This window comes from Bdellovibrio sp. ZFWA1 (assembly GCF_056175665.1).
In genome coordinates this window covers 240,642-265,712 of sequence record NZ_JBJKJH010000001.1, presented here as the reverse complement: position 1 = coordinate 265,712, position 25,071 = coordinate 240,642, and the positions used below count along the sequence as shown (strand labels likewise).

The 25,071-nt window shown below is 42.0% G+C and carries 25 protein-coding genes; 11 read left to right on the top strand and 14 right to left on the bottom strand.

Annotated features, from left to right (window positions below):
• The first annotated feature begins 2 nt into the window (after window positions 1-2).
• Window positions 3-956, top strand: coding sequence for a glycosyltransferase family 2 protein (locus AC04MN_RS01245; protein WP_475381367.1), 954 nt, complete (start codon window positions 3-5; stop codon window positions 954-956).
• Here AC04MN_RS01245 and AC04MN_RS01240 read toward each other — a convergent pair.
• From AC04MN_RS01240 to rpsD, 8 genes are all read right to left on the bottom strand, one after another.
• Window positions 925-2,175, bottom strand: a complete 1,251-nt coding sequence (locus AC04MN_RS01240) for a hypothetical protein (protein WP_475381366.1) — start codon at window positions 2,173-2,175, stop codon at window positions 925-927. The genes AC04MN_RS01245 and AC04MN_RS01240 overlap by 32 nt on opposite strands.
• Complete coding sequence (locus AC04MN_RS01235) at window positions 2,168-2,896, bottom strand: hypothetical protein (protein ID WP_475381365.1); 729 nt, start codon at window positions 2,894-2,896, stop codon at window positions 2,168-2,170. The genes AC04MN_RS01240 and AC04MN_RS01235 overlap by 8 nt, the downstream gene beginning before the upstream one ends.
• Window positions 2,878-3,663: a hypothetical protein gene (locus AC04MN_RS01230; RefSeq protein WP_475381364.1), complete on the bottom strand. Its 786-nt coding sequence runs from the start codon at window positions 3,661-3,663 to the stop codon at window positions 2,878-2,880. Before AC04MN_RS01230 ends, AC04MN_RS01235 begins: the two co-directional genes overlap by 19 nt.
• On the bottom strand, window positions 3,656-4,783 hold the full coding sequence (locus AC04MN_RS01225) for a glycosyltransferase family 4 protein (protein WP_475381363.1): 1,128 nt from the start codon (window positions 4,781-4,783) through the stop codon (window positions 3,656-3,658). The genes AC04MN_RS01230 and AC04MN_RS01225 overlap by 8 nt, the downstream gene beginning before the upstream one ends.
• Window positions 4,784-4,893: 110 nt before the next feature.
• Window positions 4,894-6,687: a radical SAM/SPASM domain-containing protein gene (locus AC04MN_RS01220; RefSeq protein WP_475381362.1), complete on the bottom strand. Its 1,794-nt coding sequence runs from the start codon at window positions 6,685-6,687 to the stop codon at window positions 4,894-4,896.
• Window positions 6,688-6,725: 38 nt separating this feature from the next.
• On the bottom strand, window positions 6,726-7,793 hold the full coding sequence (locus AC04MN_RS01215; RefSeq protein ID WP_475381361.1) for an FG-GAP repeat domain-containing protein: 1,068 nt from the start codon (window positions 7,791-7,793) through the stop codon (window positions 6,726-6,728).
• 189 nt (window positions 7,794-7,982) lie between these two features.
• Window positions 7,983-8,195: a hypothetical protein gene (locus AC04MN_RS01210; protein ID WP_475381360.1), complete on the bottom strand. Its 213-nt coding sequence runs from the start codon at window positions 8,193-8,195 to the stop codon at window positions 7,983-7,985.
• A gap of 1 nt (window position 8,196) precedes the next feature.
• A complete protein-coding gene (gene rpsD, locus AC04MN_RS01205) occupies window positions 8,197-8,829 on the bottom strand; it encodes a 30S ribosomal protein S4 (RefSeq protein ID WP_475381359.1) in 633 nt (210 codons plus the stop codon).
• A gap of 266 nt (window positions 8,830-9,095) precedes the next feature.
• On the opposite strand from rpsD, the gene AC04MN_RS01200 reads away from it, so the two are divergent.
• The 4 genes from AC04MN_RS01200 to AC04MN_RS01185 all read left to right on the top strand — a co-directional run bounded on the left by AC04MN_RS01200 (window position 9,096) and on the right by AC04MN_RS01185 (window position 11,286).
• Window positions 9,096-9,527: a ferritin-like domain-containing protein gene (locus tag AC04MN_RS01200; protein ID WP_475381358.1), complete on the top strand. Its 432-nt coding sequence runs from the start codon at window positions 9,096-9,098 to the stop codon at window positions 9,525-9,527.
• A gap of 85 nt (window positions 9,528-9,612) precedes the next feature.
• Entirely contained in the window at window positions 9,613-10,194 is a 582-nt protein-coding gene (locus AC04MN_RS01195) for an HD family phosphohydrolase (protein WP_475381357.1), read from the top strand.
• A 41-nt stretch (window positions 10,195-10,235) separates the two neighbouring features.
• Window positions 10,236-10,940, top strand: coding sequence for an SIMPL domain-containing protein (locus AC04MN_RS01190; protein WP_475381356.1), 705 nt, complete (start codon window positions 10,236-10,238; stop codon window positions 10,938-10,940).
• Window positions 10,927-11,286 (top strand): hypothetical protein, encoded by a 360-nt coding sequence (locus AC04MN_RS01185; RefSeq protein ID WP_475381355.1) that lies wholly within the window; start codon window positions 10,927-10,929, stop codon window positions 11,284-11,286. Before AC04MN_RS01190 ends, AC04MN_RS01185 begins: the two co-directional genes overlap by 14 nt.
• Window positions 11,287-11,365: 79 nt before the next feature.
• On the opposite strand, the gene AC04MN_RS01180 is transcribed toward AC04MN_RS01185, so the two are convergent.
• A complete protein-coding gene (locus tag AC04MN_RS01180) occupies window positions 11,366-11,998 on the bottom strand; it encodes a response regulator (RefSeq protein ID WP_475381354.1) in 633 nt (210 codons plus the stop codon).
• A gap of 117 nt (window positions 11,999-12,115) precedes the next feature.
• On the opposite strand from AC04MN_RS01180, the gene AC04MN_RS01175 reads away from it, so the two are divergent.
• Both AC04MN_RS01175 and AC04MN_RS01170 read left to right on the top strand, forming a co-directional pair.
• The gene (locus AC04MN_RS01175; protein ID WP_475381353.1) at window positions 12,116-13,738 is read left to right on the top strand and encodes a hypothetical protein; all 1,623 of its coding nucleotides are present in this window, start codon (window positions 12,116-12,118) and stop codon (window positions 13,736-13,738) included.
• Window positions 13,739-13,740: 2 nt separating this feature from the next.
• The gene (locus AC04MN_RS01170; RefSeq protein ID WP_475381352.1) at window positions 13,741-14,187 is read left to right on the top strand and encodes a hypothetical protein; all 447 of its coding nucleotides are present in this window, start codon (window positions 13,741-13,743) and stop codon (window positions 14,185-14,187) included.
• Between the two features lie 46 nt (window positions 14,188-14,233).
• Here the strand turns inward: AC04MN_RS01170 and AC04MN_RS01165 are convergent, their stop codons facing one another.
• The 4 genes from AC04MN_RS01165 to AC04MN_RS01150 form a co-directional block, all read right to left on the bottom strand.
• On the bottom strand, window positions 14,234-14,560 hold the full coding sequence (locus tag AC04MN_RS01165; protein WP_475381351.1) for a HesB/IscA family protein: 327 nt from the start codon (window positions 14,558-14,560) through the stop codon (window positions 14,234-14,236).
• Window positions 14,561-14,708: 148 nt separating this feature from the next.
• A complete protein-coding gene (locus AC04MN_RS01160) occupies window positions 14,709-15,857 on the bottom strand; it encodes a cysteine desulfurase family protein (RefSeq protein WP_475381350.1) in 1,149 nt (382 codons plus the stop codon).
• Between the two features lie 42 nt (window positions 15,858-15,899).
• Window positions 15,900-17,579, bottom strand: coding sequence for a hypothetical protein (locus AC04MN_RS01155; RefSeq protein WP_475381349.1), 1,680 nt, complete (start codon window positions 17,577-17,579; stop codon window positions 15,900-15,902).
• Window positions 17,580-17,765: 186 nt separating this feature from the next.
• Window positions 17,766-18,941, bottom strand: a complete 1,176-nt coding sequence (locus AC04MN_RS01150; protein WP_475381348.1) for a hypothetical protein — start codon at window positions 18,939-18,941, stop codon at window positions 17,766-17,768.
• A 102-nt stretch (window positions 18,942-19,043) separates the two neighbouring features.
• Between AC04MN_RS01150 and AC04MN_RS01145 the strand changes: the two genes are divergently transcribed.
• Entirely contained in the window at window positions 19,044-21,359 is a 2,316-nt protein-coding gene (locus AC04MN_RS01145) for a vitamin B12-dependent ribonucleotide reductase (protein WP_475381347.1), read from the top strand.
• Here the strand turns inward: AC04MN_RS01145 and AC04MN_RS01140 are convergent.
• Window positions 21,356-22,507: a competence/damage-inducible protein A gene (locus AC04MN_RS01140; RefSeq protein ID WP_475381346.1), complete on the bottom strand. Its 1,152-nt coding sequence runs from the start codon at window positions 22,505-22,507 to the stop codon at window positions 21,356-21,358. The genes AC04MN_RS01145 and AC04MN_RS01140 overlap by 4 nt on opposite strands.
• Window positions 22,508-22,690: 183 nt before the next feature.
• Between AC04MN_RS01140 and AC04MN_RS01135 the strand changes: the two genes are divergently transcribed.
• Genes AC04MN_RS01135 through AC04MN_RS01125 form a run of 3 tightly spaced genes read left to right on the top strand, consistent with a single transcriptional unit; the run spans window position 22,691 to window position 25,057 of the window.
• Window positions 22,691-23,902, top strand: a complete 1,212-nt coding sequence (locus AC04MN_RS01135) for an acyl-CoA dehydrogenase family protein (protein ID WP_475381345.1) — start codon at window positions 22,691-22,693, stop codon at window positions 23,900-23,902.
• A gap of 10 nt (window positions 23,903-23,912) precedes the next feature.
• A complete protein-coding gene (locus AC04MN_RS01130) occupies window positions 23,913-24,626 on the top strand; it encodes a TrmH family RNA methyltransferase (RefSeq protein ID WP_475381344.1) in 714 nt (237 codons plus the stop codon).
• Entirely contained in the window at window positions 24,623-25,057 is a 435-nt protein-coding gene (locus AC04MN_RS01125; RefSeq protein ID WP_475381343.1) for a hypothetical protein, read from the top strand. Before AC04MN_RS01130 ends, AC04MN_RS01125 begins: the two co-directional genes overlap by 4 nt.
• Window positions 25,058-25,071: the final 14 nt, after the last annotated feature.

Sequence of the window (25,071 nt, the reverse complement as noted above, 5' to 3'; positions counted from 1 at the left end):
TTGTGCGCCTGAAGGTGGTTGTCGTCGTTTGTGATCGCGACGAACTATTTGAATGCTTTCTTAAGAGTTACATGGTTGCCAGGAACCAAGTTGCTGTAATCGAGATCGATCTATGTATCGTTGCCAACAAATGCACCCAATCAGTTGGGGGCGTGATAGATAAATATTCAAATATATTAAGCGAAGTTATTTATCTAAATGAAAGATTTCAAGCACCACAAGCTCGCAATCACGCATTGCATGATAAATATGACTATGATTGGATCGCATTTTTTGACGATGATGTCATAATTCCAGAGCATTACTTTAAAGTGCTTTGCGACTTTTTGAAATTTGATAATTTTGTAGCTATAGGGGGGCCGAACTTGACGCCTCCTAGTTCTGGAAGGTTTGAAACTATCTCGGGAAGAATTTTACAATCTTATTGGGTGACAGGACCTTTTTCATACCGATATCGCTTGGCTCAGTCTGGCGAGTACAACTCAGATATTCCTTATATACTTTGTAACCTAGTTGTCAGATCTTCAGTTCTTCCCGACGAGGGTTTTAGGCTTCCATTAGGCGAAGAAAATGATTTGATAAAAGCACTTTTAAAGAAGCAAGGTCGTTTATATTTTGAAAATAGACTATACGTATATCATTTTAGACGCTCTTCAAAATCAGAATATCTTCAACAGGTCTTCAAGTATGGTCTAGGTCGAAGTTTGTTGTTAATGAAATGGCACAGTGGATTTATCTTGAATCGACGGATTGGGTGTCGACTTGCAACCTATCTATTGCGATATATATTGTTGCCAATATGGATAATTTTCTATTTACCAGTTGCTTTCATTTTTTCGGTTTACGCTTCTTGGTTGTATGGCGAAGCCTTTTGGGTTTGGTTGAGTTTATCGCTCAATACTCATATTTACTATTTTTGGGGCCTCACTTCGTTTGAGCTAAAGAATCGATCTTAAGGACTAATAGAATATCTGATTTTTCATTAAACTGAAATTTTAGTATCTGACTATGACGCTGCATTTGGGATAGTTCTTCTTTCAATGATTGAAGATAGATAAAACCACTCCAATAGTTTTCGAGGACATATATGCTTTTTGTGGGATTCGTCGCAATATATTCTGCTATGTCTTTTGGTTTTTCTAGTTTAACGAAGTTAATATTTGGCCTATTAAAATAAGGTGATTTAATTGCGGCACTTCGAGTTGTCAGTAAGTCTACTTCCGATTGCCGTTGAAGATAGATTCCTACTTGATTGTAGGGAGCTTTCCATTCTTCGAAGCTCCATGAATAGATTCCATAGGTAAAAATGAGTAGGGAGAGTGCCTTAGTGCGTAGTGTGAAAATAGATTCGCTTAACCATAAAAGAAGTAGTGGAGATAAAAATATCAAGTACCGATCGATAAGTAATACGCGCGACGTCGCTAGTTGAAATGAAATTAGAATGAGGAGTCCCCATAAGACCTGAGAGGGGATTGGCCTCTTCTGAACGACGGCCCATAGCAAAACAATCGAGTAAAAGATGGCTCCGATATAACTGCCTCCTAAAAAAGCAGTAAGTCCAGCTAGGGTCGATTCAAAAGCTGATTTTTCAAATGCAACTTGAGTCCAAGTTAAGTGGTGCCAGTCTATTGCAAAAACAGCGACCAACATTCCGATCGCGAATATCCATTTAGACTTTGTTCGAAGTGCAAGGAAGAGCCAATATAAATAATGTGATAGGATTCCCCCTAAAATTCCCGCAGTTGTAATGAAGCGATTCGTACTTGGCAAAAGTGTTAAGGTAACACAGAACTCTAAAAGAGAATACATTCTGGCTTCTTGAGCTAGACGAATGCTTAATGGATTCAAGGCCATCAAAAGCATAAAAAAAATGGATCTTCTGTAATTATCTGGGATGGCGAAAAATGAAACTGCAACTGAAGCCACCGATATAATCACTGAAGGTAGGCGAATCCAAAACTCAGTAGGCGATATTAAGTGACTCCAAAGCTTTAAGATGAATGGGTAAAGAGGGGGGTGATTATCCCAGAACAGCGCTTTCCAGTCGTCATTAGTAGCGAAGTTCCATGAAACTAACTCATCTTGCCATAGGCTTTGCGATCCCAGATGGTAAAGCCTTAGACCCAAAGCAACTATCAAGACTAAAATAAAAGACGCCCATTTTGTTTTATTCACTGTAATTCCAAAGTTCTAATTCTAATTTTCCGTTGGGCAACATTCTTTTGCAAGAATGTTCTTCAGGCGTTGAAAAGTTCGCTTCGTTTAAGTGCATTAGATTAAAACTGAATTTGGCTAGCTCTAGATCAAGGCGGGGGTCGAAAGAACTTTCTCCGTTGTGAATATCCCAGATTTCGTAAGTTGGGGGCGAATTGTTCTTGTTGGCTAACTTTAGGAAATCTGCCGCGCTAATAATCTTAGTATTTTTATTAATCCGGGAAATCTCTATAAATACTTTTTCTTGGGCTGAATAAATATTTATATTCGGACAGTATTGATCCATCAGAAAAAGTAATTGGATTGATTTTCTATTTTTAACATTTTTTCGCTGTTTTAAAATTTGATTACTGATTCTGTTGATGCTGGACTGATTTCTGTTGAATCTGCAAAAAATCACAAGGTTCTTAGCTGGGCTGTATGCTGGCTGCCTTAGATTCCAAAAAAATCTGTGGTCTCTAAATTTAGCTCGATGTTCGTGGTGAATATAGATCCTTTTTCCTTCATGTTGACTGAGTAATGCCGAGATCTCTTTTAAGTTAAGTCTTCCATCAGTTATTAGCCATGATTCTGCATGAATGTAGTGTTTAGCATTCCCTGAGTGTAAAGTCTGCCCATCAAAAAGTGACGCATGGTAAGGAGATAAACTCCAGTCATATTGAGTTAGTAAATTTTGAAGCATAGGCCATGTCTCTCTGAGATAGGAAGGTAGTCATTTTTTTTAAGAGTTGATGTAGCGATAGTCGGTATGTCGGGTACCGCAGATCCAAGGCTTAATAATTTATGGTAAACTCCTAAGTCATAAATATGATTGTTGTAGTCTAAATCAAAAGCACAATATTGATGTAGACTCGCCTTCAATAGACCAAAATCATAAAGATTTATAGTGTCGACGGAGCCTTTAAAAATGCTTTTGATCTTATTTCGTATTTCTAGGTAGTAAGCCATTAAGTTTATATTTATATCGTGTTCGTCACCTTTAAAAAAAAGCAAGACGGGCTTTCGTGAATTCTTTTTGTCCGATGCGATTTGATCAATTCTTTTAAATATGGTTTTTGTGTTCGATGAATATTTATTGATGTTGATCATCAAAAGGATTTTGGAACGTGATTCGTTATCCGAACAAGTGCTAACTATTTGATATTCCCCTTTACAAGCGGATTTTATTTTAGGAATTACTTGGTATGGAACAAGTAGATGGTTCAATTGAGGAGTGGCCCAAGATGCAATTTGTGACCAATTTCTTTTAATATTTTTACCACTATTTACGACATAGCATGTTCCCTGAATTTGGCGCTCTTCAGAATTAAGCCAGATTGGTGACCAAGGAGTCGAAACCGTATGCATAAAGTAAGAATGTGAATCGAAAAAATGATTGGTGATTGGATCTAGTTGCGGAGTCAAACAGTATTGAGACCAATGTTCTATAAGTTTAATTGGTTTACTCATAGTAGGCCTCGTAACGGTCAAGGTAGCTTATTAAATTTTCATTAAAGGGTGGAAATTTTGAGTAAGCAGTTATCCAGAGATTTAGGGCGTCCGTGTTCAATGATTCAAATCCCTCACAAGAGTCGAGAATTCTACTTAAGCGTTTACCCGCAGTAGAGAGCCCGAATCTACTTTTATAATATTGATGGCAAGATCGCCGCTTACTTTCAGATGTTTTTGAAGTTAAACGTTTTACTAAATTTTCATTTTTTATAAAATTTTGAAAGACTAGTTCGTTGTCTGCTCTTTTCACTTTTAGTAACGAGCAGTAGTTAGGATGCCTATAGGCTTTATAGCCTCCCCAATCCGTTATGAGGGCTGGGGTTCCAGTCATAAGCGCCTCGATCGGAGCGTATCCATAATCTTCATCATTATAAGTACTTAAGCTGATAAAGTGATCACTGGCCAGGTGAAGTTGAGCAAGTTTTTTATGATTAAGTCGTGAATGCCAAGAAATAGATTCCGGGAATTGTTTCATCAGGCGTTGGTAGTGCTGATAGTTAGCTCCAATTGATTGAGCTAATCCCAAGATCGGTACTCCTTGATCGTCAAATTCGCCAGCAAGATGTAGGTGAATTTTGTTGGCCTTTAATAATGGAGCCAAATACTGAATCAATAAATCGACATTTTTTTGAGGAGCGATTCTACCTGCATAAGTTATATGAACTCGATCGTCACTGAATTTTAGAACTTTTCGAATTTGGGCTCTCGATTCTTTATTGTGGCAAAATAAAGTGTCATCTACGGGGAAGGGGAATGTATAGGTTCCTATTTTATTTACTGTCGGCCCCAAAAGATTGCGCTGAGCTTCTGATGCAAAAATAAATCGACATTGTGTTTTTAAGAACAGCTCTTTTAGTTCGGGCCAGTGACGAAGCCAATAAACGGCGCAGCCAAAAAGATGGATATTAAAGCGTGGATGTCTGTCGATATGTCCGTATTTTTTTGCGTAATGAAGAAGAAACTGGCTTGGATGGGGATAGTGGTCGACAAAACTTACCTGATCTGGTTGAGATTTAAATATTTTGTCAGCCAAGGCCTCCATAGAGTCCCAATCGCAGTGCCTATCAAGTTTCAGCACTTTTATTTTATAAGTAGGTAGATCTCGATATGCTTTAATTAGATTGGGCACAATCGTGCGGCACGATCCCCAATTAGAGGCATCTCTATTCCTTATTAAAAAAATGGTTTTCATTCAAAATCAACCTGAGTCTCTAGTTCAAAAAACATTTTATTTGCGGTTGTGTGAGAGCAATGTTGGCAGAATGCCCACTGTGGATCTTTTTGATGAAACTTCTCTTGGCGTATACGGCCTAATTTATTTCTAAAAGTGAGCATGCTTGCGCCGTTCCAGATTTTTTCGAAGGAGTTATTATTTAAGTCGCCAACAGAGTGCCGAGATACGCAGCAAGGTTTAACAATTCCACTGACCTCAATGCGAGAGTAAGTGTAGCCAATTCGGCATGGGATTTTAGAGTAAAGATCTGATTTATAGTCCGAGTGAACATTTCCCGTGTGAACCGTTTGGTTTGATGCCTGGATGCTGCGCAATTGCGGAACTGGATAAGTTGCGCGGTAGGACTCGATGACCTCAGCCTCCATGAGTCTAATACCAAGCTCATTTGCTCGATCAAGAGCGCGGACCATATTTTGCTTACACTCTTCAAGTTGGGAGTCTTTTGGCGAAAGAAAATCAAGACTTTGACGATGGATTTCAACAGGTTTAAGCCAAACTTGTTCAACATTTAGGCTGGCCGCTAGTTCGACATACTTAACAGCTTCGTGATAGTTCTCGGTGCATAGAACACACATCAAGGTTACTGAGACTCCTCGCCCATGTTGCTTTTTCATTTTAGTTAACTTTTCGACATTATGTATGACCTTGGCGAAAGTTTCAGGCTTCTGTTTTGGTCGAGTGTGAACGTAGGTTTCAGGGGTGGCTGCTGATAAGTTAACGACAATGTGCAGATCATGCCAGCCAGCTCCGCCGATTGACGTTAAAAATTCAAGCTGCTTGTCATCGGGGTATTCCAGGTTCGATAGTGTTTCCACCATTATATTTCGTTTGCGGAGTTGGGTAACAAAATCATAAAAATGAGGATTTAAAAGGGGGTCGCCTTTCCCCCCAAGTTGGACCATTTTTAGACGAGGAGACGAGCTAGAAAGAATGCTTTCAAAATTTGGCATCGAAAGCTTCATGGACATCATTTTCTTTAATTCAGCACTTAGGTTTCCTCCAGCTTTACTCATTTCTTCGTTGATCGCTATCGACGAGTAAAGAGGGCAAAATACACAAGAATGAGTGCAAGAATTGGATGTATCAATGTGTATTTCTTCAGGCCCAGCAAAAGGGTTTAGGCTAGCCGCGTTCCAAACTTCGCCCCATTTTTGATTTTTAAGAAAGAGAATAGGGCGCTGAGGGCGCTCTACCAGAGTTAAATGTTCCCACACGTCCTGCAGTTTTCGAAGTGTTAATAGGTTTGGCTTGAAGGAGCTGTGTAGGGCTATAAAGGGAATATCTAGATTAGAAATCTTAGCTAAGAGAGGTCCATATTCGGTTTCGATAAAATCAATCGAGACCTCAGGAATAAGTGTTACTTTGTGCCCTAACAGTGCGCTTTGATATTGTCGGAGTCTTTCCATGTTTTCTATTACGAAATCAGATTCTTGATCGGTCCCAAGCCAAGAGTTTTCAGAGGAGTGAGTTGAGCGCAGAGGAGTCCATCGAAGAAGTAAGTATTTAAAAGAAGCTTCGCCCCAGTTGGTTAAAATATCTTGAGGAGAGATATTGGCTTCGTTTAACAGCAAGGTGCTTTGCTTTGACTTTTCAGTAATTGGTCTGAGTGAATAGAAAAAGGCCGACCATTGCTCGGGAGGCAAATCCGTCTCGAAAATAAGCCATTCGTCCTCGCCTATGTATTGGGACAACAGTTCTTTGGTGAGTTGAATGGTTTGTTCTATGGAATTCAATACAAAATGCCGCATTGAAATAGCCTAAGCACTTTTGTCTATGCTTGCAAGATCTAGTCTAATTTAGCAAAGTAAATTTGGTTTCCATTTTTTATCAGGAAAGCATTCTTTTTGTAGAGTGTTAACTGCCCAGGGTTCAGTTCAAATTCTGGGGGCATACAGATTTCTTCGATTTTGCCGGATTCTCTAATGGCGAAAACCTGTTGGCGAGGAGCGCTTTTAGTCAGAGATTCTTTGTTCTTATCGCGGAATGAAATTGCAAAGTATTTAGACGGCTCTGAGAAGCTAACATTTGAATAAAATCCTTCAAGTTGGTAATGTGAGATTTTTCCCCAAATTGATTTCCAATTTTTCTCTTCTTTTTTTAATAGTTCGACAGCGCCTTTACTGTATCCAAAGTTGTGTGTTGATCTTAAAAGTAGCTTTCCCGTTTCAGAGTCTGTAGCAAAAGAAACAGAACCCCAGTGAGTGTTTTGAAATCGTTTTGGCAATTTTGATAAGACTTCGAATTTAGATGTTTGTGGATTCCATTGTATTTCAAGGTCCGCAGGTGTGGGGGACATGTTCTGATCTCTATCGCATGCGCCGATAATGACACTCGATTGTAGGTGCACGCCACTCATAAAGCACTTTTCTTTTATATCTTCAGGCCATGGGGTTTGTATCAGTTTTGTGTTTAGTGATGGGTCGAGTTTTAAGGTTTCGGATTCAGGACCTGGCCCAGGAATGTTTTGATTTAAGAGTACGGTATAGGATTGTTTAATTTGAAAAATGGGCAATAGATTAAAGCTAAAGGCCTTTTGTGGCTGAAAGGACTTTAATTGTGTAAAGCTTTCTCCTCTTTGATTGAGATAGATTTGTGATTGACCGCCGTTAAAAGGCGTTTCATCAAAGCCATGATCAGAGATTAAAAGATCTAAAAAAGCGTCGTTGTTGATATCAAAAAATTGTATATTTCTTGGATGTTTAAAGGGTCCTTCGAGTACAAGTGCTTTCGGTGTTTGAGAAACTTGACTCATATAAATCAAAGTTACTCCGGCTTTGTTTTTTTCACTATTTAAAGTTGTAGCAATAAAATCAGCCTGGTTGTCGTTATTTAAATCTTCAACAAAGGTGTCCATAAGAACTTGATTCTTGGGAAGGCTGATTTCAAAAAGGGGATAAAACTTTAAGGGATCTGAGCAACTTGACTTTTGATCTTGGTGCGAAAGAATTAAGTAGGCACCGAACATAGTTATAAGAAATAGTAGCGAAGCAAATTTTGTCATGCCCTCAAGACTACGGTGTGCATTTCCTGAGGGCAATGAGTTTTAGGTAAGTAGATGGTTTTGACATTCGGGGCAATGAAGTCGTTCTAGACCCAGCTCATCCATTTTTTCAACGGCCTGACTTAGTTGCGCAATAAGGTCCAGCATCTGATCGTAGGAAATGGCGAGGTTGCCTTTCGCTGTGTCTAAAGCAATAAAGTCCTCGTCAATAATTTGTAAATCGGTGCTGTTTAACGTGAAAGATGAAACTAACATATCATCCTCTCAATGAGTAATAAGCTGTGACCAACCCCGGTTCGAAGGGGAACGGTAGGTGGCTAATATTGGGTAGATCCGAGATTTTAATTGTCTTGGATTCTTTTTCACCTTCTAAAGTTAAATAATCTGGGAGTGCGAGCCTTGGGGTGTCGATGGATAGAAGATATGTCTGCTCTTTGTATGCGGAAGCAGTTAGTGAAACAACGTCCTGCTGCTTTACTGAGTAGGATCGAATAGTCACTTTTTTGCCATTTACCAAAACTTTCCCATGGCTGACAAGTTGCTTCGCCGCCGCAATGCTTGAGGCAAAGCCTGCTCGGAACAAAATATTATCTAGTCTTCTTTCTAAGATCTGAACGAGGTTTTCAACCCAGTTCGAATTTTTTCCTTTTTGAGCTGCATGTACGAAACGGCGCATTTGATTTTCACGCAAGCCGTAGTGGATGCGAAGTTTTTGTTTTTCCTCTAGTTGGAGGCCAAACTCTGAAAATTTTTTGCGACTCTGGCCATGTTGGCCAGGGGGATAGGGCTTGCGCTCAAGGGCTCCTGCTTTTCCAAGTCCTGGGAGTTCTAACATTAGACGTCTTTGTAGTTTAAATCTGGCAGTGCGGGCTTTTTTTCTTACACTCATTGTGACCTCGTAGTGATTGAACCGTTTTTATATCGAAATAAAATCTGATTACAATAAATCGGGTTTTAAAATCACCAGTTGCAAGTGGAAGTAAAATCAAATGAAAGCAGACTTAAAGCCAAACGAAAACCGGATGAAAACCCCTAAAAGGGGCGACAAAAGTCTGTGCTTTTTTTGAAACGAGACTTTAAATAATTTTTGCGATTATCATAGAGGACGATCGGAATTAAAAGCTTAATCGCTATTTGCAACGAAGGGGTGTTCCAATGAAAAAGTCGAACGAAAAGATTGTTAAAAAACTTAATGAAATTTTAGAGGCAGAAATATCTGGTGTTGTCAGATACCTGCACTATGCCTTGATGATCACAGGTCCGAATCGCATTCCTATTGTTAAATGGTTCCATGAGCAAGCTCAAGAGGCCTATCAGCATGCCTCTACGATTGGCGAAAAGATCACTTCGTTAGGTGGTCATCCATCTTTGCATGTGGCAAAAGTTCCTGAAACGAAAAGTCATGCCGTTTTAGATATTCTTAAAGAGTCCCTTCAATTCGAACAAGAGGCTTTGAGTTTATATGTTGAGACCTTAGCTTTAGTTGAAGACAATATTGCTCTGGAAGAAATGATTCGCGACTTTATTCGTACCGAAACCGAACATATAGAAGAGGTTGAAAAGATGCTTCAAACGAAGCATAACTAATAACGCATAGGGTTAATTCGTGTTAATCCCCCCTGTTGAATAAAAAGCTCATGATTCTTTAGGGGGGCTGTTGTAGCTATGAATAATGGATACAACTCTTCAACTTCCCAATCATTTAAATAACGAAGATGTGATCGCCAAAAGCTGGGTGGTCACTCTTTCTGGTCAACGGTTTAACATTTTAAAACCAGATCCTGCCCATATTCGTCTTGAGGATATTGCTTGCTCTTTAGCTCGGCAAGCGCGTTTTAATGGGCATACACGGTTCTTCTATTCGGTGGGGCAACACTCGTGCTTGGGTGCACAGGTTTCGCCGACCAAGGATATTGCTAAACAAATGTTGTTTCATGATGCAACAGAGGCTTACATCGGAGATCTGGTTTCGCCGGTTAAAAGACTCTTGCCTGATTTTGAAATTATTGAGGGGCGCATTCATTGGGCCATCTGCCAAAAATTCGGTTTAGAGCTTCCGACACCCAAAGTGATCAAACAAATTGATCGTAGACTTTTAGCGACCGAAGTGCGCGATTTAATCACGAAGGATCTGAAATCGTGGTCCATTGCCGAGGACGAACCTTATGACTTTCCCGTGATTCCTTGGCCGCCAGAGGTTACAGAGGCTCGTTTTTTGGAGCTAGCTAGAAGTTGCGGAATCGTTCATAATTAGATTGTCGTTTTTAACATATTATCAAATCAAGGAGTCGATTTGTGAAAAGCTTATTACTTGGGATTGTTCTTTTGTTGAGTGTCAATGTTGCATGGTCCGAGAGTTCTCCAGCTCTTATTTCGGTAACTGGAGTGGCTGAAAAATCGGTTGAGCCCAATTTGCTCTCAATGACAGTAGAGGTTTGGAGTAAAGCCTTAAATGCAAAAGCAGCTCAAGGCCTTGCTGCTCAAGAGCTTAAAAAAGTAAAAAATGTTTTTGAGATGTACAAAGTAAAAAAGGAAGATATTCAGACACTGAATTATTCTTTAAACCCCGAGTATGTGTACGAGCCGAAGTCTCAGCAGAATAAAATTGTTGGCTATCGCGCAGTGCAAATGTTGCGGGTGACTTTGCGTAAAGTTGAAGACGGTGGCGCATTCATTGATAGCCTAAGTAGCGATTCAAAAGGTAATTCTTCGGGTGTTAATTTGAATTCAATCTTGTGGGAAACCGATAAACAAGACGCCTTACAGGCGGCGGGCCTGCAAGAAGCGGTGAAAATGGCTCGTCAAAAAGCCGAGGAAATTGCCAAAGCCGCTGGTGTTAAAATTAAAGGAGTCTATCGTATTGTTCATGGATCTTCAGCGCCTGCCGAGCCGAGAATGGGTTTTGCCAAGGCTATGATGGCAGAAGCGGCACCGACCGAGTTGAGCGCAGGACAGGTTAAAGTGCGAGTGGAAGTGCAAGCGGACTATGAGATTCAATAATTTTTCAGAAATCATGAAATCATTTTTATTAATTGGATTATCTTTTTTGTTTTTAAGTGGGTGTGCGCTTTTGGGTGAAACAAAACCTCAAGAACGGGATCTGGACTCAGACACGGTTGTCGAGATGGGAAAAGCCTGTCTTACTGATTTTGGAGATGTGCCAAGTGGTGGTAGTTTTGTCGCTTATCTAGAGCCTCAGGTGCCGACCGGGCAGACTTGTCAGTCTGAGGTGCGGGTTTGCCAGGATGGAAAGCTATCGGGAAGTTATGCTTTCGTGTCTTGTTTCGAGGGGCAGCCTTTTTTTGGAAATGAAGGCGATGTACCGGTGGTTATCCCTACGGAGTAGAAGTCGGGTCCAGCAGTGCCATAAAAATCTATCCAGGTTGTTAAGTAAAAATCCCCAGCAGTGGCTGGGGATTTTTTTATTAGATGATTTTTAGTTTGCGATGATTTTCTTCTAAAAGCCGCTGTTCTTCAAAGTGATCGTTCAGGCTCTGTTCTAAAGTAGCAATCAACTCTCCAAACTTTAGCTTCTTCACCTCTCCGGTGATAGGGTTTTGCTCGACAATCATTTTTTCAAGGACTTCAGGCGGGGCGAATTGCTCTAAAGTGAGGCTTAAGTGGCTATAAGCCTCTTGAAGTTGTAGCACGATGTTGCGAATCTCTTCGTGAGTCAGTAAAAGTCTATGTTCTTTTAGTAAGGATTCGATATTCCTTTTTAGTACTGGAACCCCAATAGGTTTTTCAAGGACCGAGAAAACGCCGTAGCTTAATGCTTCAAGGACGTTATCTTTAGTTAAATATCCAGAAAGCAAAATGAAGGGGATTAGCTTTCCGGCGTCGATCGACTTTTTAACCATGGCAAGACCATTCATTAGGGGCATGTCGTAGTCGCAGATTAGAAGGTCTGGGCGGCGATTTGTTGAGTTGTTTAAATAGTCCAAATACTTTTGTGGAGTGTTGAATTCCAGAACATCGTAAGTATCACTAAGCAGATGTGAAAGCAGTTGGGTGATATCAATCTCGTCATCTACGACCGCGATTAAGAACTTATTCATTGCAACCTCTTTCCGATGTCTCTAGAATTTAAGTTAAACAAATTTTGATACTAATTCAAGGACGCATCTTTGGTAGACTTTCAGCCAGTTACTTTAAATAAGTCGATGCTTTTTCTAATGTCGAAAAGTGATTCTATTCGGCAGGTGGAAGTCTACTTAAAGAAGCGTGAGTGGGATATTATCGTCACCACTAGTCTGAAAGAAGCGATCATCAATGTCATCCAGTTAAAGCCTAGTTACTTCTTTATTAGTTATGATTTCCCCAATAAGAAGGCCTTGGCCTTGGCGAAAGCTCTGGAGCATCAAACCTCTGTTATCATAACAGGTGAAGTCTCGAAGCCTCATATCCTGCGTGCAATTCAGGATCATAAGTCGAAGTACAAGTTGCCACCACCGATTACTGGTCCCGCAATTGAGCGACTTGTAAATCGTATTTCTAAGGATCTTGAAAACCAAGATGCCGAGATTCAAGAAAGCATTAAACGCGGAACCGTTACAAAAGAGCAAGAAAACATCATCAAGATCCGGTCGTCTTTTATGAAGGCGGACGGAAACTCTGCCATGATCCAAACTGGCGGTGGGATTGGAGCCCTGCTGAGCACGATGGGTGAGGATGCTGGTCCTAGTTATACTCAAAGTCAGTTTGATAATGATGATGGCAGTTATTCTTCTAGTGGTGGGAGCTCTGATTTAGGCTATGAGTCGTCATCAGCGGGCAAAGCTAACGAAATGTTTGAACAAGCAGCTTCGATGCATGGACCTCAAGGTGACGAAGCCAATCCCCCCGAGCTTCCATTGGCAGAGCTTTCTAAAATGAATGCCGAAGAATTTGCAAAAGCTCTAGATAAGCTTCGTAAGCGTCGGAAGGAGTCCGGAGAAGAGGGCCTGGATGAGGCTCTGGCCGAGCAGGTCAAAAAAGATTTTGAAAAATTAAAGCGCTCTGCAATTGCGCGAAGACAAAGAAAATATCAAGGTGCCGAGTACGGAGGAAAGGCCGATAAGAATAGAACGCCTCGCTATCGACAGGAAAAATCTTCAGGTGATGAGCGGATGACTCTGCTCGAGACAGGGACTCATCAAGCGGTTGATAAGACGGTTGTTCAAAATGATGACGAAGAGCAAGAGCAGCACGAACTTAAACAGTCAACTCGCGTGGCATGCATTTTAGTCGAGTCCGAGCGTTTTCAAGGCTATCTATTAGTAGCTTTTGCAGCGGATCGTCAGGTTGATATGTCATTGATCGAGCAAATGAAGTCCAAACTTTTTTCATTTTTAAAGGACAATGGCGAAAAAGCATCCGAGACCGAATCCATGTCTTTAAAAATGACTGAAGTTGAGTTTGAAGATTGGGCTTTAGAGCATGCCGAGTTTTTAAAGTCCACCTCACACGAAGGACAAGAAATCGCAGTGGCGTTCTTTCCGGCAAATACCAAGTTTGCAGAGTTACAAGAGCAAACTAAGATAAAAAAGTATGAGCTATCTATTGATGAGCTTCGCGGTGATTTGGTTGTTGAGTTCGATTTGTATTTGCATTTGGCAGTGAATGATAAGCTTTTGCTGTATACCCCCCAGGGCCGTCCTTTTTACTCGAATCAGAAGGATCGCCTAAAGACAAAGGGAGTCAGTAATCTGTACATTAATCAGGATTCTAAAAACGATTTAAAAAAGTATCGTGTACAAAATTATCTGAATGATAAAATTGCGGAATTTAAAAAGAAGAAGCAGGAAGGGTCGAACTAATTATGTCGGATGGTCAAAGAGTCAATGTTCGGCAGGCAGCTCGTGAATTGGCTGAATACCTAAAGGAAAATCCCGAAGACATTGATCGCGCGGAATATAGTATTGGGTTTAATTATTTAGCCCTTTATACCAACGAGCAATTTAATTTAAGCTCGGACAGCGCTAGAGAGCTGATTGTCGAGGCTATTTTAAGCGCAGTCGAGGATCTTTCGACGGGCGCATCGGATCTTCGCGCCGGGATGATAGGTGTTCAGTTTTATGAAAATAAACTAGAGCTGTTTAGATCTACCCACGAAGCGCCTCCGTTAGGCACGATGATCTTTAGGATTGGGATTAAGCATCTCATTGCATTTCAAGGATGGCGTACTCGAGAGGAAGAAGAGATACCGCAACTGCAAACGAATTGTTCGGTCTATTTTTTAATCGTAACGCTTTCAAATTTTCTATAAAAAAACCACCCGCTGGTCGCTAGGTGGTTTTGAGAGTGTGTGTAAATTAAACGTTGAAGGATGTGCCGCAGCCACAATGTTTGGTGGCATTTGGGTTATTAAAGACAAACCCTTTTCCATTCAGCCCTCCAGAGTAATCAAGCGTCATTCCGATGATGTACATTAAAGATTGAGGGTCGACAGAAATTTTTGTTCCTTGAGATTCAAAGACTTTATCTCCATCGCGAACATCGTTAGAAAAATCCAATTTGTAAGAAAGGCCAGAGCATCCGCCTTTTTTTACTTCTACACGAAGGACTGCAGAGTTGTCTTTGCCCTCTTCGGCGCGAAGAGAGGCGATTTTTTTTGCTGCGCTTTCAGAAATTTGAATCATAACTAATCCTTGTCCTGTTGGGAAAACCCCGACTGTATGAGGGTTATTATACCAGCATTTGTTCTATATTTCCAGAGCCGACGCAGGTTTTGCGCTGGGCCTTACTTGAAGGTTTGCCAAAGAGCTAATTTATGGAAAAATCTAGTGCTTACGTGCACTTACTAATTATTTCGACGGCAGTCTCGAGGTCTTGAAGACTGCTTTTGCGGCCCCATGAAAATCTCAAAGACCGAGACGCTTCAATTTCGCTGCAGCCAAGGGCTTTTAAGATGGGGCTAAAGAAGGACTGATCAGAGTGGCAAGCCGAACCTTGCGAGACTCCTAAGCGCGGAAGATAGACTTGCAGTTCATTCATTTTGATTGCGGGAAACTCGAGATTTAAATTGTACGGAGATCTTTTATCAATATCACCATGCACTTTAAATTCGATGCCGGACTTTAAAAGTAAAGCTAAGAAATTTTTTTGTAAATAGGAGGCCTGCCGAACGTCATCTAAAATTTCTAAGGATGCTAGTTCTGCGGCTTTACCAAGTCCGACAATCAGGGGAGTGTTGATAGTGCCAGATCTCCAATTAGATTCTTGTCCCCCTCCAACAAAAAGAGGAAGAAGTTTTACTTTTGGATTTTTTTGGCGATGGAAAAGAAAACCAATTCCTTTAGGTCCATAAAATTTATGAGCAGAGGCGCTTAGCATATCCACGGGGACTTCTTGAAGATTGAGTGGAAGCTTGCCAATACCTTGAGTTGCATCAGTATGAAAAAGAATCTGCTTCTTTTTTGCAAGCTCGCCGATAGCTTGAATATCTTGTATCGTGCCGATTTCATTTTGTACCCAGATGATAGAAATCAGCCGAGTGTGGGGGCGGATTGCAGCTTCAATATCTTGCAACGAGATAATACCTTGAGCATCACATGCGATGCGAGTGACTTCTCCTCCCCAGTTTTCGATGCGCTTTAGAGCTTCTTCGACAGCCGGATGCTCAATATTGGTGGAAATAACATGGAAGTTCTCTTTACGAAGAATTAAAAACTCTTCAGCTAAAGACCAAAGAACCCAATTATTGGCTTCGGTAGCTCCACTGGTGAACGTGATTTCTTTACTGTTACAATGAAGAAGACCCGCAACTAAATCACGGGCTTTTTCGGTAGCGTTTTGAGCTGCCCATCCCCATTGGTGAGAACTGCTTGAGGCATTTCCGAAATGGTCTTTAAACCAAGGCTCCATCGCGGAAAAAACTCTAGCGTCTAGGGGAGTCGTAGCATTGTAATCTAGGTAAGTGGCTGGCCATGGGCTCATGCCTTCGTTTTAGGGTGTTTTAGAAGAAAAGACAAGATTTGATTAACTACCAGTTTTTTTATTTAAAGAGAGCCGATTCACTGGGTTTTGGTTTTCCCAAGTTTCTATAGTGTCATTCAGAAAACTTTGAACTTTGAGTCCGGTGACAAGATGAAGTTCATTTCTTTGTACATGAACTTCACGAACGCCTCGCCCAGTCAGGGTATTACGTTGATGCTCAAAGAAGATCCCACCCTTTGGGGTATATAAAATATATTTATCATTGCGAGGCAAATAGAGGTAAATGTTGAAGTCTAATACAATGTCACAGCGCACTTCTTCGATGGCGATTCTTGCCATATCTTCTCGGGCCGAGTCTTGGAACTGGGCCTTTACTTGTTGATTTGGAAAAAAGGCCATCGCAATTTCATCGCCATTGTGAATAGACTTTCTAAGGAACTCGGCGCAATCCAGTGCCCAGGCCTCAAAAGGCACAGTTCGGAGTTTCAAATACACCGAATTGTCAATCTCATCCGGGGATTCGCCATTTTCTCTTAGGAATTTAAACAAACGTTCTTTGACTCGTACAAGAAAGCTGTCATCGATTTTTCGGTTCTTTCCCATTGCTGTTACGAGATATCCCGAGAAACGGCTGGAGTCGATAATTATGCAAGCGACGTGGCTAGTTTGTTCCACCGATTCTTGCCTGATCAACTTATTCTTCACACAAACTTCATCAAGCGTAAACTCAGTTCCTTTAAGAATTAAAGTGTGATCGTATTTGGCTTGATTTAGTTTGTTTTGAATCTGGTCCGCTCTAAGGTCAGACGATGTTGCTAGGGGGGCCTGGGGCGGAGCTGCGTCTTTTTCTTTGAAGTTCGGACCTTTTTTTTCCGGGCTCTGGGAAGATTCGCGATCTTTTTTGGCCCGAAGATCTAATTCTTCGAAATCTTCCTGAGAATACTGAGGCGCAAGAGGTGTGGGAGTGCGCAAGTCTGGCGCTGTCGGAATCCAGCCTAAATTATTACCTTTGGCTTGGGCCCCGGAATAAGGATCGGTTTCAGACTGTGCTGTCGCAGCCCAATCTGCTGGTGGCATGAACGAGGGAGTGGGTTCATTGTTAATAAAGCTAGGTCCCTGAGGCTGCGACGATTCGTGAGTTAGGGATGAGGTCTGAGTCTCTGAAGGATTTTCTCCTTCAGTAGTGCTGATTGAACTCGAGTTCTCATCCATTCCCATCATCTGAGCTAGTAAGCTGGCGGAAAGTTGACCTTTAATAGCAATCGTCGAATTGTCACCGCCGGATGCAGGTCCCAGTCCTAGCCGTTCCCGTTCCTGAGGTGAAAGTTTTTTATTAGTCAGATCCTTCATGTATTTGTTGACCATTCGCTCGACAGCAGGTCCAGTCACAGGAGGATACAGCTTATATTCTGTTGCAGAATCAGTGACTTCCTTAAAGGAAGCCGCGACAGCTTTTTCCGCAAATACAGCAACGCAAACTGGGAGCGCAGACATCAGGACCTTGGGCAGATTCTTAGCTTTTTTATTGGGATAGTCGATCGAGATTAGCACGAACTGCGGCTGCTGAGAAATAAGATACGTGAGAGCTTCTTTAAGATTGGTTGTCGAGTGGATATTCCATTCTCGATTGCGGAGAAATGTCTCTACGGCAAGCAGACTTTGCTGTTGCGATTTTAGAATCAGTAAAGACTTTTTGACTTCGTTTGCTTCCAAAGTTCTCATTCCCCTGGTTCCTGTTAAAGGATCTTAACCATCTAACGGATAAACCAGAGAAGATTTAAGGAAGAAATGGAGCATTTCGAGTTTTGTAATTGAATTGTAATCCGCATCTAGCCTTGAGGATAGTTTCCGAACATCGGCCCCAAGACAGAGGACAAGTCTGGCAGAATGTTCTTCTAATTCGTCCTTTTAACTGCTTTTGCGGCTTTCGAATTGGTCGACTTTGTCATTAAAGAAGCTTTGTGCCTTGAGGGCCGTGACGGCCTGCAGATCCGATCTTAGAACATGAAGGGACTCTATATTTTGTTGCAGGAGCTTATCTTTTTGATGGTGGTAAAGAATACCCCCTTTGGGAGTATAGAGAACGTAGCGATCATTTTTCAGGAGATAAAGATAAACATTGAAGTCTAAAAAAACATCACTGGTAATCTCGCGCAGGCTGATCGAGACCATATCTTCTTTTGCCGAGCGACCTGTTCTGGTGCGAGCCTCAGCGTAAGGGAAGAAGGCCATGGCAATCTCGTCGCCGTTATGAACCGATTTCTTCAAAAATTCAGCGTAGTCTAAAGCCCATCCTTCAAAATCAACTTCTTTGATTTTTAAATGCAAAGAGGATTCTGCATCTTCAATTTTCTCGCCTTGTTCTCTGAGAAATTTAAAAAGGCGATCTTGAATGCGTTCAATAAAATCAGAATCAATGCGACGGTTTCTGCCCATCGCTGCAATTAAGTAACCTGAAAAACGTTCGGACTCTACGACGATGCAGGCAATATTCGAAGTCTCTTTAATTGGGATGACAGGCCCGGGTGTGTTTTCGACACAGGCATCAAGTGCTTGCTGAGTTCCTTCTGAAAGAAGGGTCATGTCGTCCGATTCTGTATTTAGTACTTTTAAAAGAACCTGCGAATCAAGTTTTTCGTAACCACTCAGCAGATTTGTTGCATCATTCAGATGAAACTTTTGTCCTTTGATCGCGATCACCGTTTCAGGAGTTTGGGCATCAGAGTTCGAATCTCGGCGCTTGTATTCGACAATTTTTGAGTGAGAAATATCCTTGTAGTACTTATTTACCACACGTTCAACGGCAGGTCCTGTCACCGGCGCGTAGAGTTTGTAAGAGGATTCTGAACGATCTAATTTTTTTGTAAAAAGTGGCAAGTCTTGTTCACTAAAATGAATGACACAAATCGGAAGGGTACGGCCTAGAACTCTTCCTAGACGTAAGGCTGACGAGTCTTGGTGATTGATGCTAATCATTAAGAACTGAGGTTTGTGAGTTAGCAAAAGATGTAAACAGTCCTTCAAGTTATCTGCAAGATGAATATTCCATCCTCGGTGAACTAAAAATTGAGATACTGCGGACATAGAGTGCCCAGGAGATTTAAGAACTAGCAGTGTCTGGTTTGTTTGAGTTTCCAATTTTAATTCGCTCTTTCTTTGTTTACACTAAAATCAGGCGAGGTTGTTATGTCCCGACAGCGATTTTTAGTTTCTCGTAAAAACACCCATAACTTATCGGATGTTCTTAAAAATATTCAATGGTTGCGTCGGCAATCTCTCCTTTTAAATCGGAAAGGTGAGGTGGTGTTCGCGATGAAGAACATTAAAGCGCCTCATTCTTGGTCACAGCTTGCGGTGGACATCTGTGCTTCGAAATACTTCAGAAAAGGTCCTCGGCAAAAACATCTTGAAAATTCGATAGATCAGCTTATCAGTAGGGTGTCGCGTGCCATTTCGGGACAGGCTTTTAAACAAGGCTATATTGATAAGAAGAATCATTTAAATTTAAAACACGAACTAGAGCATATTTTAATCAATCAAAAGGCGTCTTTTAATAGCCCGGTATGGTTCAATGCGGGCATCTGGGAGCAATTTAAAATCAACTCACCCGGCGAGCACTATGCATGGAATGACAAAAAGAAAAAGGTTGAATTGGTTTCGAATGCCTATGAACGGCCCCAATGCTCTGCTTGTTTTATTCAAAGTGTCGATGACTCTATTGAAGGGATTTTCGAGTTAGTCAAAACCGAGGCACGGCTTTTTAAATACGGATCGGGAACGGGATCCAACTTTTCTAATTTGCGAAGCCGATATGAAGAACTCAATACGGGGGGGACCTCTTCGGGCTTGATTTCTTTCTTGGAGGTATTTGACCGTGGGGCTGGAGCCATTAAATCCGGTGGGACGACTCGTCGGGCGGCCAAGATGGTTGTCGTCGATATGGATCATCCTGAAATCGAAGACTTTATCAGTTGGAAGATGCGAGAAGAAAATAAAGCACAGATTCTAATTCAAGGTGGAATTGAGGCGGGCTTCGAAGGGGAAGCCTATCGATCGATTGCCGGGCAAAACTCAAACAACTCTGTTCGTATAACCGATAAATTTATGAAGGCGGTTTTTGAAAATAAAAAATGGGCTTTGAAATCTAGAGCCGTAAAATCTAATACTGTTCGTGAGTTGCCAGCCAAAGATCTTTGGAATCTTGTAACCAAGGCAGCTTGGACCTGTGCGGACCCGGGGGTCCAATTTCACGATACGATCAATCGCTGGCATACCTGTCCGAAGACAGCTCCTATTCGCTCGAGCAACCCCTGTTCCGAGTACATGTTTATCGATGACTCTGCTTGTAATTTAGCCTCATTAAATCTAGTCCGATTTTTAAAGGAACAAAATGCACCGATCGTAAATTCTAATACGAAAGCGAATCCGTTTGATGTAGAAGATTTTCTTCATGTGGTAAAACTGATGTTTTTAAGTCAGGAAGTTCTGGTGGATTATTCAAGTTATCCGACCCGAAGGATTGCTGAAAACTCTCATCAGTATCGGCCCTTGGGGCTTGGCTTTGCCAACTTAGGAAGTTTGTTAATGCGAATGGGGATTCCTTATGACAGTGATCAAGGGCGAGCATGGGCGGGGGCTATTGCGGCCTTGATGACGGGGCAGGCTTATTACACTAGCGTTGACCTTGCGCGAGTCAAAGGGGCTTTTGAAGGCTATAAAAAAAATCGGCAATCCATGCTTAAGGTGATGCGCCAACATCAGAAGGCCTTGAAAAATATTCGCTGGGAGCTTTTGCCATCTGAACTCAAAGAAAAGGCCTTTGAGGTTTGGAGTGCTGTTTTGCGCGATGGTCAGCGCTACGGATTTAGAAATGCGCAGGCGACTGTTATTGCCCCGACGGGAACCATCGGTTTTATGATGGATTGTGACACTACGGGAATTGAGCCAGACTTTTCATTGGTGAAAGTTAAAAAATTGGCCGGCGGTGGAGAGCTATTAATAGTGAACCAAAGTGTCGAGCCAGCTCTGCGCGCTTGGGGTTATACCTCTGAAGAAGTGCAAAAGATTTTAGACTACATTCTTCAAAACGGAAGCGCAGAGGGAAGCCCCGGTTTGCGATCAGAACATCTGTCAGTTTTTGATTGTGCAAATGCAAGACCTGGGCAAAGAGTGCTGTCCGCAGAAAGTCATATATTGATGATGGCGGCAGTTCAGCCCTTCATTAGCGGAGCCATTTCAAAGACCGTCAACATGCCTGAAGATGCAACCATTCATGATATCTCGTCAATATATGAGAGAGCCTGGAAGCTCGGATTAAAAGCCGTTGCCATCTATCGTGATGGAAGTAAGTTTTCTCAGCCGCTGAATTTGGTGGGAAATAAAAAAATAAGTGCGAAGGAGATCAACCCCTTCGCCACCTGTCCCGAGTGTGGTCACGAGACTATTTTAAGTTCGGGCTGTTACAGATGTCCTAACTGCGGCACCAGCGTTGGTTGCAGTTAAAGCCATCGATTCCATAAAATGAGTGCGTACTCTGCAAAATATTGTTTGCGTCGTTCGGCCATGTTCATCGTAGTATAGGGTGAATGGACTAAATCTTTACGGCTTTGTCCTTTGTGAATCATCGAGACCTCAGCCAAATTCTCTTCGATTGAGCGCAGGGCTAATACGCAGTCACGCTCGTCGGTCCGAGGTAGCCAGTGAGTTGCAAAGGCGAAGCGGCCCTTATTGATAGAACTCATCTCTTTTACCAGAGGTTGAATGCGGTGATTTAAAAATGTTCCGGAAAGTTCGTCGATTATACACAATCCCGCAATTTTTTCGGACTGAATTTTTTTTGCCAGTTGCTTTAGGACATCTTGCCCATCTCGAACGACAGTCCATGTTTTAAGAGCCTGCTCTATTTTTGAAAGGATAGGCCCAAGCGCTGTCTCGTCGCTTGAGTAAAAAGAAAGCTTGAATTCTACGTAAGGAAGATGAACTCGGTAACCGACATCAAGTATGTTTTGGCGCTCTGCTAAAACAAGCTTGGCCTCGTTAACAAATGGTTGAACGATATTTGCTAGATCAGACTCACCAATTCCTAATGTGTCCCAGCTTCGAGTTCGGTATTTTTCAAATTGCGCAGTCTGTTTTTCAAGCCAACTTTGAATTCCTGATTTCCAGCACGCATCGATTTCACGAGGTGGTCCTGGTAAAACAAAAATTTCTTTTCCTTTTGCGGAAACATGAAAGCCGTGGGCTGTTCCTTCGTGGTTGATCAATATCCTAGCGGTCTCTGGAAAGTAGCACTGCTGTTTTTGAATTTCTTTGACTGTATAGCCTCGTGAAGTCAGGCGCTCGGTTAGATGATTCCAGCTCTCTTCGTTCCAGATAAGTTTTTGTTGGCACCACTCTGCAACGACGTCGCGAGTGAAGTCGTCACTTGTTGGCCCAAGACCCCCTGTTACGAAAATCCAGTCTGCGTGGCTAGAAGCGATGTTTAAGGCTTCTAGCATCAAGTCTTTTTGGTCGGGTACCGTTAAGTGAAGGTTGGTCAGGACGCTTTCTTTTTTTAATCGCTCTGAAAGAGTCGATGCATTTTTATTGATTATTTGCCCTGTAGTGAGTTCGGTTCCAATAGCTAAAATAGCAGCTTTTTTTGTATTCATAAGGTCTAAATTTTAGCAGGAATTTAGAGGGCTGTCTTGAAGACCTTTTAAAGTCGGCCTCGAGTCTGAGAAAATACATAACACGCCGCTTAATTTGAGTGGGTTTTCACTCTTGTTTCTTGCTCCTGGGGACCTAAAAAGCCTAGATTGGGACCGCTAATAATCCAATAAAAGGAGTCCCTCATGTCCAACTTTGACTGGAAAAATTTTGATTTATTCAATCCAACTCCCGAGCACGGAATGATTCGCGAAACAGTGAAGTCATTCACGGACGCAGAGATTGAGCCTCAGGCTCATGCTTATGATCGCAAAGAGCAATTCAATCTGGGCTTATTTCGTAAGCTTGGTGATCTAGGACTTCTTGGTTTGACTGTGCCCGAGCAGTTCGGTGGTGCGGGAATGGATGCCGTGGCTGCAGCGATTGTTCACGAGGAAATGTCTGCTTCAGATCCAGGCTTTTGTTTAGCTTATTTAGCGCATTCGATGTTGATGGTTAATAACTTGGCGGTGAATGGCTCTGATGAACAGCGTATGAAGTACTTGCCAAAACTTTCTTCAGGAGAGTGGGTAGGTGCGATGGCGATGTCTGAACCTGCAGTTGGGACAGATGTTCTTGGGATGCAAACAACAGCGGTTAAAAAGGGTGATAAGTACGTTTTGAATGGTCGCAAAATGTGGATCACAAACGGAACTGTGGATGAGGACAATACGGCCTGCGATGTTGTGTTGGTTTACGCAAAGACAGGTGAAAAAAATGGGCGCGCTCAGATTTCTACGTTCATCGTTGAAAAAGGTACAAAGGGTTTTGAAGTAGGTCAAAAGATCAAGGATAAGTTGGGAATGCGGGCATCGAATACCGCTGAACTTGTTTTTGAAAACTGTGAAGTACCGGCGGCAAACCTTATTGGTGCTGAAGGTGATTCAATGCTGCATATGATGCGCAATCTTGAAATTGAACGATTAACTCTTGCGGCTATGTCATTAGGGATTGCTCGTCGCTCAATTGAAATTATGAATCGTTATGCGACAGAGCGCGAAGCCTTTGGCAAGCCCTTGTCATTCTTTGGTCAAATTCAAAAGCATATTGCGGACTCTTATGCCGAGTACAAAGCGGCACGCGCCTATGTTTATGAAACTGCTCGCCGTATGAGACTTGATCACGAAGGCAATCGTTTGGATTCAGATGGTGTGAAGCTTGTAGCTACGACTATGGGAAAAAATGTAGCAGATCGCGCAATTCAGGTCTTGGGCGGTTATGGTTATGTCGGTGAGTATGTTGTAGAACGCTTATGGAGAGATGCGAAGCTTCTTGAAATCGGCGGTGGCACTTTGGAAGCTCACCAAAAAAATATTACACGCGATCTTGCAAAGTCTCCAGCAGCGTTGTTCCAATAAGGTTGTTTGAATGTTTCCATTCACCAGTGAAATTGAAATTTCGACTCATTTAAAAGTTAATTACAGTTTGATTTTGAAGCACATCGGGCCTCTTTTGACAGAGGCCCGACGTGCGAGAATTGATCAAGTTGTTAAAGGGCGAAATTTTTCAAGCGCCGTGGTATTGGAAGGCATTTACGATCGAGGAAATATCTCGGCAGTCATGCGAAGTGCCGAAGGTTTGGGATTTGCGAATTGTCATATTATCGAGACCGGAGAGCGTTTTAAAGAATCGGCTCGGGTCACCGCTGGCGCAGATAAGTGGGTAGAAACCACAAAGTGGAAGCGTACTTCGGATTGTGTTCAGTCGTTAAAAGCTCAGGGATATAAAATCATAGTGACTCATTTGGACGAGCGTTCGAAGCCACTACATGAGGTGGATTTTTCTGGAAAGACAGCGTTGGTGCTTGGTAATGAGAAAGATGGTGTCAGTCCCGAGATGGTTGCTGCCGCCGATGTTTGCGCGATAGTGCCAATGTCGGGATTTGTTCAAAGCTTTAATATTTCTGTCGCAGGGGCGCTATCGATGTATCATATTCATCAAGATCGCCTGCTAAAATTAGGTCGAAATGGCGACCTGACCGAAGAACAGCAAGAAATTTTGAAGGCCATTTATTACATGCGGACCCAAGATTCAGCTGCGGATATTTTAGAGAATTTTTTTAATCAAGGAAGCTTGGCGTGAAAACATTTAAGTTGTTAGGTTTATTAAGTTTATGTTTTTTACTGTCGTCATGCGCGACATTGAAAGAAATGATTTGTGACTGTCAGCCGACGACACAATCTAAAAGTTCTTCGAAAGACACGCGGAACGAAAAGAAGTCTTCGTCTGTGGAAGTAGCCAATGAAACGAATACCGATCGGGCCGAGGCCATGCTATCTGGTGAAGTTTATGAAGCAATGGATGCCTTTGTCTTTAAAGGTGATGAAAAACGCATGGTGGAGTTTTGCAAGTCCCCTCAGGTTCAGTGTTGGGTCCAATCTAAAAAATGGCCGGCGAAGAAAAAATTAGATCGCAAAAAGTTGCAGAAATCCCCATTTATGACGGGTTCTAAGATGGGACTTCGCGGGGATGAGCGAATCCAAATTCGTTGGGAATTTTATAAATCTAAATAGAAACAAAAAGGCCG